15 protein-coding genes are annotated in these 14,066 nt (G+C 63.6%); 3 read left to right on the forward strand and 12 right to left on the reverse strand.

Annotated elements, in window-relative coordinates; translation table 11 throughout:
• Nucleotides 1–10 precede the first annotated feature (10 nt).
• The 5 genes from LMTR13_RS35070 to LMTR13_RS35090 form a co-directional block, all read right to left on the reverse strand.
• A complete protein-coding gene (locus tag LMTR13_RS35070; protein WP_065731723.1) occupies nucleotides 11–979 on the reverse strand; it encodes an NAD(P)H-dependent flavin oxidoreductase in 969 nt (322 codons plus the stop codon).
• A gap of 108 nt (nucleotides 980–1,087) precedes the next feature.
• A complete protein-coding gene (locus LMTR13_RS35075; RefSeq protein ID WP_065731724.1) occupies nucleotides 1,088–1,675 on the reverse strand; it encodes a hypothetical protein in 588 nt (195 codons plus the stop codon).
• Between the two features lie 39 nt (nucleotides 1,676–1,714).
• Complete coding sequence (locus tag LMTR13_RS35080) at nucleotides 1,715–2,296, reverse strand: YqaA family protein (protein WP_065733235.1); 582 nt, start codon at nucleotides 2,294–2,296, stop codon at nucleotides 1,715–1,717.
• Between the two features lie 66 nt (nucleotides 2,297–2,362).
• On the reverse strand, nucleotides 2,363–2,785 hold the full coding sequence (gene hisE, locus LMTR13_RS35085) for a phosphoribosyl-ATP diphosphatase (RefSeq protein WP_065731725.1): 423 nt from the start codon (nucleotides 2,783–2,785) through the stop codon (nucleotides 2,363–2,365).
• 123 nt (nucleotides 2,786–2,908) lie between these two features.
• Complete coding sequence (locus tag LMTR13_RS35090; RefSeq protein ID WP_065731726.1) at nucleotides 2,909–3,298, reverse strand: hypothetical protein; 390 nt, start codon at nucleotides 3,296–3,298, stop codon at nucleotides 2,909–2,911.
• Nucleotides 3,299–3,538: 240 nt separating this feature from the next.
• Between LMTR13_RS35090 and LMTR13_RS35095 the strand changes: the two genes are divergently transcribed.
• Nucleotides 3,539–4,615, forward strand: a complete 1,077-nt coding sequence (locus LMTR13_RS35095; protein WP_065731727.1) for an ABC transporter substrate-binding protein — start codon at nucleotides 3,539–3,541, stop codon at nucleotides 4,613–4,615.
• Nucleotides 4,616–4,997: 382 nt separating this feature from the next.
• Here the strand turns inward: LMTR13_RS35095 and LMTR13_RS35100 are convergent, their stop codons facing one another.
• The 6 genes from LMTR13_RS35100 to LMTR13_RS35125 all read right to left on the reverse strand — a co-directional run bounded on the left by LMTR13_RS35100 (nucleotide 4,998) and on the right by LMTR13_RS35125 (nucleotide 11,012).
• Nucleotides 4,998–5,396, reverse strand: a complete 399-nt coding sequence (locus LMTR13_RS35100) for a hypothetical protein (protein WP_065731728.1) — start codon at nucleotides 5,394–5,396, stop codon at nucleotides 4,998–5,000.
• A gap of 249 nt (nucleotides 5,397–5,645) precedes the next feature.
• A complete protein-coding gene (locus LMTR13_RS35105; protein WP_065731729.1) occupies nucleotides 5,646–6,920 on the reverse strand; it encodes an MFS transporter in 1,275 nt (424 codons plus the stop codon).
• Nucleotides 6,921–7,368: 448 nt separating this feature from the next.
• On the reverse strand, nucleotides 7,369–7,971 hold the full coding sequence (locus tag LMTR13_RS35110) for a LabA-like NYN domain-containing protein (RefSeq protein WP_156795910.1): 603 nt from the start codon (nucleotides 7,969–7,971) through the stop codon (nucleotides 7,369–7,371).
• 333 nt (nucleotides 7,972–8,304) lie between these two features.
• On the reverse strand, nucleotides 8,305–8,865 hold the full coding sequence (locus LMTR13_RS35115; protein ID WP_065731730.1) for a group I truncated hemoglobin: 561 nt from the start codon (nucleotides 8,863–8,865) through the stop codon (nucleotides 8,305–8,307).
• Between the two features lie 227 nt (nucleotides 8,866–9,092).
• Nucleotides 9,093–10,085, reverse strand: coding sequence for a DUF808 domain-containing protein (locus LMTR13_RS35120; RefSeq protein ID WP_065731731.1), 993 nt, complete (start codon nucleotides 10,083–10,085; stop codon nucleotides 9,093–9,095).
• A 120-nt stretch (nucleotides 10,086–10,205) separates the two neighbouring features.
• Nucleotides 10,206–11,012 (reverse strand): response regulator, encoded by an 807-nt coding sequence (locus tag LMTR13_RS35125; RefSeq protein ID WP_065731732.1) that lies wholly within the window; start codon nucleotides 11,010–11,012, stop codon nucleotides 10,206–10,208.
• Between the two features lie 312 nt (nucleotides 11,013–11,324).
• Here LMTR13_RS35125 and LMTR13_RS35130 point away from each other — a divergent pair, with 312 nt between their 5' ends.
• Both LMTR13_RS35130 and LMTR13_RS35135 read left to right on the forward strand, forming a co-directional pair.
• Nucleotides 11,325–11,516, forward strand: coding sequence for a NepR family anti-sigma factor (locus LMTR13_RS35130; RefSeq protein WP_065731733.1), 192 nt, complete (start codon nucleotides 11,325–11,327; stop codon nucleotides 11,514–11,516).
• Nucleotides 11,516–12,064 (forward strand): sigma-70 family RNA polymerase sigma factor, encoded by a 549-nt coding sequence (locus LMTR13_RS35135; protein WP_028349310.1) that lies wholly within the window; start codon nucleotides 11,516–11,518, stop codon nucleotides 12,062–12,064. The genes LMTR13_RS35130 and LMTR13_RS35135 overlap by 1 nt, the downstream gene beginning before the upstream one ends.
• Nucleotides 12,065–12,283: 219 nt before the next feature.
• Here LMTR13_RS35135 and LMTR13_RS35140 read toward each other — a convergent pair whose 3' ends face one another.
• The gene (locus LMTR13_RS35140) at nucleotides 12,284–13,933 is read right to left on the reverse strand and encodes a CHASE domain-containing protein (RefSeq protein ID WP_065731734.1); all 1,650 of its coding nucleotides are present in this window, start codon (nucleotides 13,931–13,933) and stop codon (nucleotides 12,284–12,286) included.
• Between the last annotated feature and the right edge of the window lie 133 nt (nucleotides 13,934–14,066).

Here is a 14,066-nt window from a genome sequence, read left to right on the forward strand (position 1 = left end):
GCAAGGCACCTCACAATGCGGGGTCGACCGCCTCGTCATATTCCTTCTTGAACCGCGCGATCAGCTCGGCAGCCGGCACCACCTTGCCGATGCTGCCGACGCCCTGGCCCGAGCCCCAGATTTCCTTCCAGGCTTTCGGCTTGGCGCGCTCGCCCGACGCATCCGTGCCGAAGCTCATCTTGGACGGATCGGAGGTCGGCAGATTGTCGGGATCCATGCCGGCCGCGACGATAGACGGCTTCAGATAATTGCCGTGCACGCCGGTGAACAGGTTGGAGTAGACGATGTCTTCGGCGGTAGAGGCCGTGATCATTTGCTTGTAGCCCTCGACGGCGTTGGCCTCCTGAGTGGCGATGAAGGCAGAGCCGATATAGGCGAAGTCGGCGCCGAGAATGCGCGCCGCGCGAATGGCGCGGCCGGTCGCGATCGCGCCCGACAGGGCGATCGGGCCATCGAACCAGGCCCGCGTCTCCGCCACGAAGGCCAGCGGTGAAATCTCGCCGGCATGGCCGCCGGCGCCGGCCGAGACCAGAATCAGGCCGTCGGCGCCCTTCTCGACCGCCTTGTGCGCGAACTTCTGGTTGATCACGTCATGAAAGACGATGCAGCCCCAATTATGCGCTGCCTGATTGAGTTCCTCGCGCGCGCCGAGCGAAGTGATCATCATCGGCACCTTGTGTTTTTCGCAAAGCGCCAAATCCTGATCGAGCCGGTTATTCGATTTGTGCACGATCTGGTTGACTGCAAACGGCGCCGACGGCCGCTCCGGATGCGCCTTGTCGTAAGCCGCGAGTTCCTCCTTGATCCGCGCCAGCCACTCGTCGAGCAGCGCCGGCGGCCGCGCATTCAGCGCCGGAAACGAGCCGACCACACCCGCCTTGCATTGCGCGATCACCAGATCGGGCACGGAGATGATGAAGAGCGGCGCACCGATCACGGGTAGCGACAGACGGCCCTTGAACAAGGCAGGCATGGACATTCGAGGAATCCTTATGTGTTTTTCGGCGGCGTTCAGGGCATGCCCTAGAGATGCCGGACGTCATACCAACAAGGCAATCTTTCCAGTGTCAAGTATTGCGTTTTGGCGCTACTGGCAGAGCGCCCTCGTCACGTAATTTTCGGTCTTGCAGTCGCCAGACTGCCGCTTGTAGCCGGGCAGGAACACTTTCGGCGAGCATTTCTCGGCCGCGTCGGTATCGAGGCTCTTGCCTTCCTTGTAGCCCTTGCTCTGGCACAGCCGGTCGGCGCCGGCCTTGCAGTCCGGCGCGCCGTTGGCCGCCACCAGGCACGCCGCCCGCCCACTCACCATGATCGAGGGCTTGGCGATGTTCGACAAGCTCTCGCCGGCGCCCTTGGCGCCTGCGTTGAAGTCATCGATGGTCTCACTCGGGCTCTTCAGCGGCGGCAGCAGCGATTTGGATTTCTCGAACAGCTTTCCGATTTCGTTGATCAGACCGGGATTTTCCTGCCGCGGCGCTTGCTGTGGCTCAGTCTGCTGCCGCTCTGGCTGAGACGGCACCGGCTGCTGGGCCGGCGACTGCAGGCCGAGCGACGGCTGCGGTGCGGCCTGCGCCCAGCCGGCATCGGGAGCGATCGCAAGCAGGGATACAACGAGGCCAACGCTCCCGCGTTGCGTCCCGAATAGCTTGATCAGACGGCCGATTCGATCGGGCATGGAACGAAACGTAGCCTGAAGCCGGGATGCCGGCAAAGCCTAGACCAGCTTGAACGCGACGTAAAAGCCGAGCACCAGGACGACGGCACCGATGGCCACCCAGGTGCCGAGCCGCCTTTCCAGCTCGGCCCGGATCACGTCGCCATAGCGGTTGAGCAGGACCGCGACCACGAAGAACCGCCCGCCGCGCGCCACGATCGAGCACAGGATGAACAGCCAGATGTTGTAGCCGGCAAACCCCGAGGTGATGGTGACGAGCTTGTAGGGGATCGGCGTCAGGCCCTTCAGCAGGATGATCACCGCGCCCCATTCGGCATAGGAGGCGCGGAAGGTTTCGACCTTGTCACTGAGACCGTAAACCGTGATCAGCCAGTGCCCCACCGAGTCATAGAGCAACGCACCGATCGCGTATCCGACCACGCCGCCGGCAACGGATGCGATGGTACAGACGGTCGCAAACCACCACGCCTTCTTCGGCCGCGCCAGCGACATCGGCAGCAGCATGACGTCAGGTGGAATCGGGAAAAACGAGCTTTCCGCGAAAGATACGGCCGCCATGATCCACAGCGCATAGGGCTTGTCGGCGGCGTCGATGAACCAGTCGTAAGTCCGTTTGAGCATGGGCGCATGAACCATCATGGAGCGAATTTGTCCATGCCGGAAAACGACGGGATTTGAGAGGATTTACTACCGCTTGCGTAAGGAACGGCCTTCCAGCGCGACAATTCGCCGCCGGACCGCGGGGCCTGCCGCCGCCTTGCGCAGCGGCTTGGTTGGCACCGGTTTCGGCGACTTGACGGGCTTCGGCAGCTTCTCGGCGATACCGAGCAGGTCCTCCCGCCGCTCCATCTCGCGCCAGACGTCCTCCGGCTTCACGCCGGCTGCTGCCCAGAGAACGGTCAGATTGTAGAGCAGATCGGCGCTCTCGCGGACCACCGCGTCGGCCTTGCCATTGACGGCGTCGATCACGACTTCGATGGCTTCCTCGGCGAGCTTCTTGGCCATCTTGGCGGGGCCGCGCTGAAACAGCCGGGCCGTGCGCGACGTTGCCGGATCGAGATCCCTGGCCGCGATGACCGCCTGATAGAGCCGCTCGAGCGAATCACTCATTCTCCGAACCTAATGCAAAGCCGTGGCCGGCGTGTTAACGGCCGGGCCTGCAACCATAAAAAACCCACCGGTCGACTCGGCCGGTGGGTTCATCTTTAACGGTCGCGATTTTAGCGGTCGCGTTTACCAGCCGCCATAGTATGGCCCGCCGCCGTAGTAGTAGGCGCGAGGCCGGTAATAATACGGGCTACCGTAATAGGCCGGTCGGCCATAGTAGCCGTAGTCGTCATAGTAGTAACGACGGTTCTGGGTGGCCGCAATCGCAAGGCCGGTGCCGACGATGCCGGCAAAGGCCGCCGCTGCCGCCGCACCGCCACCCCCGCGATAGTGCCGGCGGCGGGCGCTGATATCGGTCGCGTCGCTGGTCCCGGTCGAAGCGGTCACGCCCTTGCCTGAAGTCGCGGAGCCCGCAAAGGCCGTCGACGGTTCGAACGCCGTCAGTGCCACGGCCACAACCGTCGCCACCGCGCTGGCGCGGCCGATCGATGAAAACACACCCTTTCGCGCAAACATCTCGACATCCTCCGTGGGAGCTGGCCTGACAGGCCTTCGGTAACTAACCACCGAACGAATACTAGGTTCCTGAATCCGAACGGCAGCTGAACGATCCCTGGCAAAATCGTGGCAGTCATCAAGCATTCAGGTTAGATGCTGCACATAGCTCGTCAAAGGGCTAAGTCTGCTGTTGGCGATGTCACGAAGCCGGCATCGCCAGCGCGGCAACTTGTCCCACCTCTTGCTGATGTAACCTCGATGCGTGCGATCAGGACCAACGCGATCCGCTCTCGCCTGAGCGTTCTCCTGGCTTTCCTTGCCGGCCTGTGCGCCATGGCAGGCTTCACGGCGAACAGCGCCTTCGCCGCCGACGAACCTCGGCCTCCGCTCGCGATCCAGTTTTCGCTGGATCGTCCGATCGATGCCGCGGCGGCGCCGTTCGTGATGGCGGCAGCTGGCGGCCTGTTCAGCACCGAGGCGCTTGCGGTCACGACCAACATCGCCAGCGGATCGCCGGACGCGATTGCGCGCGTCGCGGCCGGCACCAGCGATTTCGCCCTGGTCGACATCAACGCATTGATGCGGTTTCGCGACAAGGACAAGCAGGGCGGCCCCAGGATCAAGGCCGTGTTCGTGCTGTTCAACAAGGCGCCCTATGCCATCATCGCCCGCAAGAGCCGCGGCATCCGTGCGCTGACGGACATTGAGGGCAAGACACTCGGCGTCGCCGAAGGCGACCTGTCGGCCCGGCTGTGGCCGGCGGTCGCGCACCAGAACGGCATCAAGATCAAGAGCGTGAAGCAGAGCAGCATCAGTGCCGCAGTGCGCGAGCCGATGCTGTCGGCAGGTCAGATCGATGCCGTGACCGGATTCTCCTATCTGTCGGCGGTCAATCTCAGGGATCGTGGCGTGCCTGCCGACGATCTGGCGGTGCTGAAATTCGCCGACTATGGCTGCGAGGCCTATGGTTTCGCTGTTATCGCCAATCCGGCGCTGGCGGCCGCCAAGCCCGAGGCGGTGAAAGGATTTGTGCGAGCCGTCATCGGCGGGTTGCATCTCGCGGTCAAGGACCCCGAACGCGCCGCGACCGAGGTCGCAAATCGCATGGACGGCGGCTCGAAGGATCTCGAACTCGAGCGGCTGCAAAGCATGCTGCGCGACTACATCCTGACCAGCGAAGTGAAGCGCAACGGCCTCGGCGCCATCGATCCGGCACGCTTCGAACGCTCGATCGACCAGGTCGCGGAAGACTTCAAGTTTCAGAAGCGGCCGCAGGCCTCCGACATTTTCGACGACCAGTTTCTGCCGCCGCGCAACGGCCGGCTGATTGATTGAGCGCCCTCTCCTGTTCCGCCACGACGTGGATATAGCTTCGCGCTCTCGCGGCGCTGATCGCCCGAGGCTTGCATCTTCTTTCCCGCCCTCTCGTTCAGAGGGTGCACGGAAGACCGGGTGCTGGCTGCACCCGCGGTCTCGCGTGCAATTGCGCACAAAGAGCACGCACACGAGCATAGCCGCGCATTGAAATTTTCGTTTGTGCGCGCACCAAATCAGTTCGTAGGGCAAAGCGACTTGTCCACCGTAGCTCAACGAGCGAAGGCGGAAAGCGTGCCCACCATCGGGAAGCGTGCTCGATGAGAGATGGTGGGCACGGCGCTATCGCGCCTTTGCCAACCCTATTGATCTCGCTTGGCGGCACGATGCCCCGCGCCGCGGCTCAGGTCACGCAGCGGCCGGGCTGGAGCAGTTTTGCGACTTCGGTCAACACGCTGACCGGCGGTTCGCAGGCGATCGTCGTCTTCGATTTGCCGGGCTTGTTGTCAGGCTTGGCCGGGGGCGCCGGGCGGTTCCGCGCCTCCTCCTGAACCACGGGAATACGTACCACCACGGACGTGTCCTCGAGGCCGACGGTCCGGATCGTAATCGTCTCGGTCTGGCCCGCCGCGGCTTTGACCGCCGCGCGGTCGGCCTTGGCGGCGCGGTTGATGTCCGTTCCGCTCGGGGTCGCGGCGAATTTCAGTCGGCCGGTGAGATCGTGGCCGGACGCGAGCTGAACGGCGCCAAACGTCCCGAAGACGGCAAGAAGGGCAAAAATTGCTTTGAAAATCTGTGACATGGCTCTGTGTCCCTCGCCCCATGGCGATCGCGGAAACAACCCGAACCGAGCCGCCGTAGGTCCGGCGCTTATCGATCACTTAACCGTGTACGAAAAATATTTGCGGCACCATGGAACGACTCCGGGGGGCTCGGAGTCTTCCCGGCAGCCGGTTATTCCCCCTGCCCCATTGACCGGCGACGTAGGGCGCGATCGTGGTGATGCCGATCGCGCCCTGCTTTTTTTATTTTGACTCCACTCGAGCTATCGTTACCGCCCCGCCGCCCGCATCTCCTCGCTCGGCTTCACATCCTGCGAGCGGCTGTAGATCGCAACCGCCACGATCAGCACCAGCGTCAGCGTGCCGAACAGCGCGCGGTATGCCTCCTCGGTTCGCGCGCCGCTCGCCAGCGGTTCGAATGCGCCGATGATGATTCCCGACAGCGTCTGCATGCAGGCGACGCCGAGCATCACTGAGGTGTTCATGGTTGAGATGCCGCGGCCGATCAGGCGGTCGGGGAAGATGCCGCGGCCGTGAGTCATCACCATGGTGCTGGAGGCGGAGAAGAAGCCCATGGCGACGATGACGGCGACCGGCAGCCAGACCGGCGGGTGGGAGAACAGCGCCAGAATCGCAAGCTGCAAAATGATCGCCGAGGTGCCGCCGATCGCGATCCATTTGCGGGTATCGAGCCGGCGGTCGAGCGGGCCGAAGACGAGCATGCCGGCCTGGTAGGCGACCACGGCGCAGAGCAGCACGTTGCCGGCCGCGATCGGGCTGAGGCCATGCACCTCGCGCAGGAACGCGCCGCCCCACAGGCCCTGCACGGTGAAGGTGCAGGCGTAGTTGCAGAAGTTCAGCGCCAATATCGGCTTCAGGCGCGGGTTGCGCAGCACCTCGATCAGGCCTTTGAGCATCTCGCCGGGCGGCTCCGCCTTGCGGCTCAGGAAGGGATGGCCGGGCGGAGCGTCGCGCACCACCAGAAAGATCGCGACCGTGGCCAGCGCGGTGAACATGACGACGGCGCCGAACACCGGCCGCCAGCCGACCGCCTCCGACGCCCAGGCGAGCGGCGTGGTGGCGGCGAGGTTGCCGAGCAGGCCGATCGACAGCACGAGCGCTGTCAGCGTGGAAAAACGATCCGGCGGAAACCAGCGCGAGATCACCACCATGCTGCCGATCAGCATCACGCCGCAGCCGGCGCCCATCAGGGCGCGACCGGTGAGCAGCACCGGCCAGCTCGGCGCCAGCGTGAACATCGCACCACCGATGCAGGCCACGATCAGCATGCCGACCACGGTATAGCGCGGCCCGAAACGGTCGAAGAAGAAGCCGCACGGGATCTGCATCGCGGCGAAGCCGAAGAAGAACGCGCCGGTCAGCGCCCCCAGCGCTTCCGGCCCGATGGCGAGATCGCGCATCAGGTCGAGGCCGATGGTGACGTTCGAGGCGCGGAAAAAATGGCTGGCGACATACGCTGTAGCCAGCGTCGCAACGATGATGAGGCCCCGGCGGTGGGGGAAAGGCCGCTCGGCAGGCTGCATCGGTGAAGGGACGTTTCCGTTTATTTTCTCGTTGCGGCGAGCCTATGCGGGCGCGGCACATAGTTCAACAAGCAATCGAACCCGATTGGCAGCCTCCACGTGGTGCGTGCATGGCCCTTGCCCGAAAAAAATCCGGCGCGCAGGTGGCGCGCCGGATAGTCCGACCAGCTTTCACATCGAAGCTGGTGGCCCGAGCCAGGGGGAGGTGCCTGGCCGAGAACACGGTAATGCCGGCGGTCGCCGATCCCACCGCGTGGAATTCCGGGATCGGCAGCTTGTTAAGTAGAAGCAATCATACCATCGGCCTCACAAGCCGGAGGTGAACTGCTTCACAGACGGCGTGCACAAAGACAGGCCATGCAGCGGGCGCTGCGGAATCCTTTCCAACTCTACGCAACAACGGCTCGGATCAGTCCCGCAGCCCGCGCTTCAACCGACCAATCAGAAATCATTCCGCAATGCCACCGCCATTGATCGCTCCGCGCGTCGCGAACGGCGGCAATTGCTGGCGGATTAGTCCCGGCCGCTCGGACGGGTCGCGCCCGAGCGTTGCCTTCAAGTCTGCAAGCTCGATGAAGGCGTCGGCCTGACGCCGCAGTTCGTCAGCCACCATCGGCGGCTGGCTGGTCAGGGTCGAGACCACCGTAACGTGCACGCCGCGGCGCTGCACCGCCTCCAGCAGCGGGCGGAAATCCCCATCGCCGGAAAACAGAAACATCCTGTCGATATGCTCGGCGAGCTCCATCGCATTGACGGCAAGCTCGATATGCATGCTGCCCTTCACCTTGCGGCGGCCACTGGCGTCAGTGAATTCCTTGGTCAGCTTGGTGACGACGGTGTAGCCGTTGTAGTCGAGCCAATCGATCAAGGGACGAATGGATGAATATTCCTGATCCTCGATAATGGTCGTGTAGTAGAACGCGCGCAACAATGCGCCGCGGCCCTGGAACTCCTTGAGCAGACGCCGGTAATCGATGTCGAAACCAAGTGTCCTGGCGGTCGCGTATAGATTGGCGCCGTCGATAAAGAGTGCGATTCTGTCGGACGGCATGATCAGACACTGGCCTCTCATTCAAGGGGACGCCGATGGAGCGAGCATTTGAAGGCTTGCCCGCACGTTGCTAGGTACCGAAGCTGACCGAGGTGACGAGGCAGGTGACGCCGACGATTTGGAGGAAAAATCGTACGATGCGCCGGTAATTCAATCGATAGGCATCCTGCCTCGACGCGCCAACGTTAAGGTACGTGCGCGCCGAGCGCAATTGTACCGAAGTAAGCCGCCGGTATAGAAACGGATGGACCGGCTATACAATGGTTTATGATCCGTTTCCGCGATGACGCCGCGGGGCAGACGTGATCCAGCCGAACTGCGACGCAGGCTGCGTCAGCCGCGCCTGGCGCCCGCGACGTAGCCGGCGGTAACCTCGCCCTTGTGGGCGGCGAAGGCTGCGAGGACCTCACCCTTCTCTCGCTTCGGCACCTTGAAGAAGTTCAGCGTCCGTCCGAGTTCGGCTGCCACCTCGTCGAATTCCGCAGGTGAGATCCGCAAGTTCCGGTGAGCCTCCTCGAGGCCGACCGGCGTCTTGCCGGGCCTGGTCGCGGTGAACTGGAACGGCCCGCCCGCAACGTTGCAGACCCACAGCGTCCGCATGAATTTGAGACCGGGCAGTCTTTGCAGGTTCTTGGTGTGCCATTCCCGCAGTTGCGGGTTTTTGGATTTTTGGCCGACGATGGGATTCTTCACGATGGCGTCGCTGAAGTGATCGACGACCGCTGCGATGGCGAAAACGCCGCCAAGACGCTCATACAGGCTTTTCTCCGGCGTTGCGTCCTTGGCCTGCGCGTGGGCGTTATCGGCCGCGGCCAAAGCCGCCGGCGCGGCGGCGAGCGCCAGTGCGGCGACCACGCTGCGTCTGGAAATGGAATTCGAACGAGCCTGTGCCATTGGTTATCTCCATGGTGCGGGTACGAAGGGCATTACCGTCCGGGCGCCTGGCGCTGAACCAGCTCGGTATCGTCCGGTGCCCATGGGTCGAGGCCCGTTGCGGCATCGGCGCTCTCCTCGCCGTGCCACTTGGATGGAGCTGAGGGAGAAACGTTCCTGATAAACCGGGCCAAGCGGGCGTTTTGTGCGCCGTAGCTAGCGCCGCGCCGGAAGCGCATCGGAATGCATTAGCTGGCCTGCCGACCCCTTTGCAGGACACCTTTCACGGCTTTCCACGCCGGCGCGAAGACGAATCCGACGACAGGAATCGATGCGGCGCCGATCAGTAATCCGATGACACCGGAGATGGCGGCCTCAACCGCCCATTCGACAATCGCGGCGATGGGCGGCACCGCATGTGCCGCAGCCTCCGCCGCCGCCTTGACGGCGTGTTCGATCGCGGGCGGGCCGTAGACTTCGAGGCCATGCAGGATGATGCCGCCACCAACCCAGATCATGGCGGCGGTGCCGACGACGCTGAGGATCTTCAGCAGCACGGGCATGCTGCGAACAATGCCGCGTCCGAGCGCGCGGCCAACAGCCGAGGCGCGGTCGCTCCGCGCCAGGGCCACGCCGACATCGTCGGCCTTTACGATCAGCGCGACCACGCCATACACGGCGACGGTGATTCCGATCGCCACGACCGCCAGCACGAGCGCCTGCTTCCAAATGCTCCCCGCTGGGAGCGCCGCCAGCGTGATCGCCATGATCTCGGCCGAGAGGATGAAGTCGGTCTTGACGGCGCTTGCGACCTTCTCGTCCTCGACCGACTGCGCGTTCAACGCCACCGAGCCGAGCTGGGCCTCATGCTGGTGCGCCTGATGGGGCATGACGGCCTCGAGTACCTTCTCCACCCCTTCGTAGCAGAGGTAGGCCCCGCCCAGCATCAGCAGCGGCGTGATCGTCCAGGGGAGGAAGTAGCTCAGCACCAAGGCGGCGGGCAGCAGCAGCAACAGCTTGTTGCGCAGCGATCCCGCGGCGATCCTGCCCACAATGGGAAGCTCGCGCTTCGGCTCGAACCCGATCACGTAGCCGGGCGTAACAGCGGTGTCGTCGATCACGACGCCTGCGGCCTTCGCGCCCGCCCTGGCGGCCTGGCTCGCGACATCGTCGAGGGAGGCTGCGGCTACCTTGGCGATACCAGCGATGTCGTCGAGAAGGCCGATCAGCCCGATACTCATCGAATTCCAACTCGCACCATTGATTGCCGCCAGCCTTGCGGGTTGTGACACCGCAAAAAATCCGGCGCGCCAGTTGAGGAGCGCGCCGGACCACTTCTACTCTACGCCAGAAAGCTCCCGTCAGCCAGTGGCCGCTCGCGGGGCGCGGTTGCGCGAATTGCGCTGGAAGAACAGCGCCTGGCTCGCGACCGCCGAAACCATCGCGGGCTGGAACGGTTTTGAGATCAGGAACGCAGGCTCGGGGCGTTCGCCGGTCAGGAAGCGCTCGGGGTAAGCAGTGATGAACACCACCGGCACCTCGAACGCGCGCAGCAATTCGTTGACGGCATCGAGGCCCGACGAGCCGTCGGCGAGCTGGATGTCGGCGAGGATCAGGCCGGGCTTCCTGTTCTTGGCGAGTGCGACCGCATCGGCATGGGTGCGGGCAACGCCGATCACGTTGTGACCGAGGTTCTTCACCAGGCTTTCGAGGTCCATTGCGATGAAGGTCTCGTCCTCGATGATCAGGACATCGGTGGCGATTTCAGCCGCCATCTCGCGGCCGGCGGCATCCGCCAAATGGCGAGTCTCGGCGATGTCGGTGTTGAGAATGAACGCCACCTCTTCCTCGGAGAAGCCTTCGAGCGACAGCAAGAGGAAGGCCTGCCGCGGCAGCGGCGTGATGTTCGACAGCCGCCGCTCCGGCGGCAGCGAGAGCGTCGCGACGTCAGGGTTGTCGTTGAGCGAGACCGAATTCCAGATCTGCGTGAACAGTTTGAACAGCCCGGCGCGCGGACCGAAGCGTTCGTCGAGCAGCGAGGAATCCTGCAGCAGGGCCTCCAGCATGGCGGCCACATAGGCATCGCCCGAGGCCTGGTTTCCGGTGAGCGCACGGGCATAGCGCCGCAACAGCGGCAGATGTTCAGCAACGAGCTGTGATCGGGACATCCCCATTCATCCTTGTCTAGGGCCGTATTCTTGGCCGTACTTAGGGTCGCATCTGGGCGGACGTAACCTCGAGCGCCGCGTCCGGCGCCAATTTAAGCATTCTCAAACCATTGATTCGGGGGGACCCGGTTCCCCTGTCACCCCGACTACTCGCGGAATGCAAAAAAGTTCCAGAAAAAGTTCCCAGATTTCGGAACCTTCCGCAGATATTCGCATTAGCCTTTGACCTATAACGCGGCGGCCTAGGCCCAATTTCGAGGTAACCTCTTGAAACCACAGAGAATTAACTCTCGGGGAAGCGTGGATCAGACCATGAAGGAAGCAAAAAAGCAGGGCGGGCTCAATGCCGAGATTCAATCGAGGATCGGCCACCAGCTCCGAGCCATGTACGATGATGTGGTCCGACAGGGCGTGCCGGACCGCTTTGCGGAGCTGATCCGGAAGCTCGACGGGCCGGAAGCGGCGGCGGCCCAGATCGACAACAAAGAAGACGGGAGGGACTAATGCCTCTCACAGACTCTCTTCGCGACGACATTTTGGCGTCGGTACCTAGCCTGCGCGCGTTCGCGATCTCGCTCTCGGGCAATGGCGACCGTGCGGACGACCTCGTGCAGGAAACGTTGCTGCGCGCCATTGCCAACATCGACTCGTTCCAGCCCGGCTCGAACCTGCCGGCCTGGTTGTTCACCATCCTGCGCAACCTGTTTCGCTCCGACTATCGCAAGCGGCGGCGCGAGGTGGAGGACGCCGAGGGCAATTACGCGAAAACCTTGAAGACCCAGCCGTCGCAAAACGCGCATCTGGAGTTCGAGGAGTTTCGCACGGCGCTCGACAAGCTGCCGCAGGACCAGCGCGAAGCGTTGATCCTGGTCGGTGCCTCCGGCTTCTCCTACGAGGACGCCGCTGCCATCTGCGGCTGCGCGGTCGGCACCATCAAGAGCCGCGTCAATCGCGCGCGCTCGAAGCTCTCAGCGTTGCTCTATGTCGAGGGCGCCGAGGATTTCGGACCTGACGAGACCGTGCGCGCCGTGATCGGCGGCAATGGCGGCTGATGACATCACCAAAGTGACACGAGAAAGGCGGCCCCGGGCGGGCTGCCTTTTTTGTTTAAGGTGATGTGAGATTTCTCGTCGTCCCTGCGGAACGCAGGGACCCATACGCCGCGGCCGGCGGAAGTGGCACAATGCGAGACGGCTTGTCTCACAATTCACAGCGGTGGTTATGGGTCGCTGCGTGCGCAGGGACGACGCGGGGATGGAGCGAGCGTTACCTTACCGAACCGGCGCGGAAATCTCTCCCGTGCGATCGCGCTCGGTCATGTCGACCACCGTTACCATCGGCGCGGTGAGTTCGTAGACGTAGCTGACATCGGTGAAGTAGCGTTTTGCGGTGCCACCGAGCGCTTCGGGGGCGACGCGGTCGAGCAGGATGAGGCCGAAATCCGAGTCTTCGCGCCGTGTCGCCGCGCTGGTGTTGAACTCTTCCCAACGGAAATGAAAGACCGTGTCGGGCTCCTCGCCCGAAACTTCCCAGTTCGCGACGATATGCGGGTGCTTGCCGACCAGCGACAGGCCCTCGTCGGAATGCGAGGCCAGCTCGAAAAACAACAGCGAGAGCGACTGGGCGGCACGCGCGCTGACGGCGATATCCGGGCCGTTGACGACGATGCGGTCGGCATGCGGAATCGCGCGCGACTCGAACAGGCCCTTGAGCTTGACGCCCTGCCACTGGCTTTCGCTGAGCAGCGTTACCACGTTCGACATCGCGTGAATGCGGCCGATCAACAGCTCGCGCGCCACATCCATGTCGGAGCCGTGACGCAGCGTGCGCGTCACGATCGACTGGATCACGGCGAGGATGTTCTTGACCCGATGGTTGAGCTCGTCGATGACGGCGGTCAAGCGCCGCTCGAAGCCGATCCGCACCTGGATCTCGCGGCTGAGCCGCAGGTTGTTGTAGGCGACATAGCCGAACAGCCCGCAGACGATTCCGGTGAGCGCCAGCCCAATGGCCGCAACGACGATCGCGGTCTGCTGCGCACGCTGCGCGGCGTTGTTCTTGGCGTAATAGCCGAGCGACCAGTCGCGGCCGCCGAACGTTACCGTCCGCACCACTGAAGGCAACGGATCGCCCTGCCTCACCGGCTGCAAGGTGACGACGCCCTGGTCGTTGGCGACATATTCGTCGTTGGCATCGCCAGGATCCTTCAACACCACCGAGAACAGCGAGCGGTCGTCGTCGGTCAGCATCAGCGGCGCCAGCTCGTAGGAAAAGGTGACGAAGCCGGCCGGCTCCGAACTGCCCTCCAGCAGAATCGGAGACGCCAGCACGAGACCGATCGGCCCGTTCTGGCGCAACAGCGGGATCGGGTCCGACGCCAGCGGCTTGCCGGTTGCCGCCGCCTGCGCCAGCATCGGCCCGATCACCGAGTGCCGGTCGTAGGCGCGGCCGGGAAAACCGAGCGTGTCCGGACTGCGCGGCTCGAGATCCATCAGCACGTCGATCGGGTTGTTGATGGTCCGGAGATCCAGCGGCTTGTCGTCGAAATCCCTGATCGTCGGGTTGGTGAAGCCGGCCCCCTTCAACTCCGCCTGCGCAGCCGCCAGATCGCCCGGCTTGAGGCGCGCAATCCAGGACGCAACCACAAAATCGGTCTTGAAGGCGTAGATCGCCGAGCGCAGCGGCTGCAGCATGTTGGCCTTCACTACCGATGGTGAGCGAAACAAGCCAGATGCAACGCGCGCGAGCAGTTCGCGCTCGGTCAGCCGGTCCTGCACCAGGCTGGCATGAACGTCGATGGCGCGCGACAGCGCGATGCCGTCGATCGCCAGTTCCTGTTCGTGCACGCGATAGGCCGCCAGACCGGAGAGCAAAACTCCGATCAGCGCGATAAAGCCGATAATGAAGCCCAGCCGAACCACTCGCTTACTCAGGAATGACGTGTTGGCGAAGACGTATTGGAAGCATTTCGAGGTCTGCCGGGGCAGAGACACGTGGCAATAGCGCGAAGGCCAAGCGCGGCGAATATGACGGAGCGATCATCAGCACGCAACT

The sequence above is a fragment of the Bradyrhizobium icense genome, assembly GCF_001693385.1.
GTDB classification, from domain to species: Bacteria; Pseudomonadota; Alphaproteobacteria; order Rhizobiales; family Xanthobacteraceae; genus Bradyrhizobium; species Bradyrhizobium icense.

Coding starts and splice junctions, on each gene's coding strand:
- LMTR13_RS35070 (WP_065731723.1), bottom strand. CDS start 979: ATGTCCATGCCTGCCTTGTTCAAGGGCCGTCTGTCGCTACCCGTGATC.
- LMTR13_RS35075 (WP_065731724.1), bottom strand. CDS start 1,675: ATGCCCGATCGAATCGGCCGTCTGATCAAGCTATTCGGGACGCAACGC.
- LMTR13_RS35080 (WP_065733235.1), bottom strand. CDS start 2,296: ATGCTCAAACGGACTTACGACTGGTTCATCGACGCCGCCGACAAGCCC.
- hisE (WP_065731725.1), bottom strand. CDS start 2,785: ATGAGTGATTCGCTCGAGCGGCTCTATCAGGCGGTCATCGCGGCCAGG.
- LMTR13_RS35090 (WP_065731726.1), bottom strand. CDS start 3,298: ATGTTTGCGCGAAAGGGTGTGTTTTCATCGATCGGCCGCGCCAGCGCG.
- LMTR13_RS35095 (WP_065731727.1), top strand. CDS start 3,539: ATGCGTGCGATCAGGACCAACGCGATCCGCTCTCGCCTGAGCGTTCTC.
- LMTR13_RS35100 (WP_065731728.1), bottom strand. CDS start 5,396: ATGTCACAGATTTTCAAAGCAATTTTTGCCCTTCTTGCCGTCTTCGGG.
- LMTR13_RS35105 (WP_065731729.1), bottom strand. CDS start 6,920: ATGCAGCCTGCCGAGCGGCCTTTCCCCCACCGCCGGGGCCTCATCATC.
- LMTR13_RS35110 (WP_156795910.1), bottom strand. CDS start 7,971: ATGCCGTCCGACAGAATCGCACTCTTTATCGACGGCGCCAATCTATAC.
- LMTR13_RS35115 (WP_065731730.1), bottom strand. CDS start 8,865: ATGGCACAGGCTCGTTCGAATTCCATTTCCAGACGCAGCGTGGTCGCC.
- LMTR13_RS35120 (WP_065731731.1), bottom strand. CDS start 10,085: ATGAGTATCGGGCTGATCGGCCTTCTCGACGACATCGCTGGTATCGCC.
- LMTR13_RS35125 (WP_065731732.1), bottom strand. CDS start 11,012: ATGTCCCGATCACAGCTCGTTGCTGAACATCTGCCGCTGTTGCGGCGC.
- LMTR13_RS35130 (WP_065731733.1), top strand. CDS start 11,325: ATGAAGGAAGCAAAAAAGCAGGGCGGGCTCAATGCCGAGATTCAATCG.
- LMTR13_RS35135 (WP_028349310.1), top strand. CDS start 11,516: ATGCCTCTCACAGACTCTCTTCGCGACGACATTTTGGCGTCGGTACCT.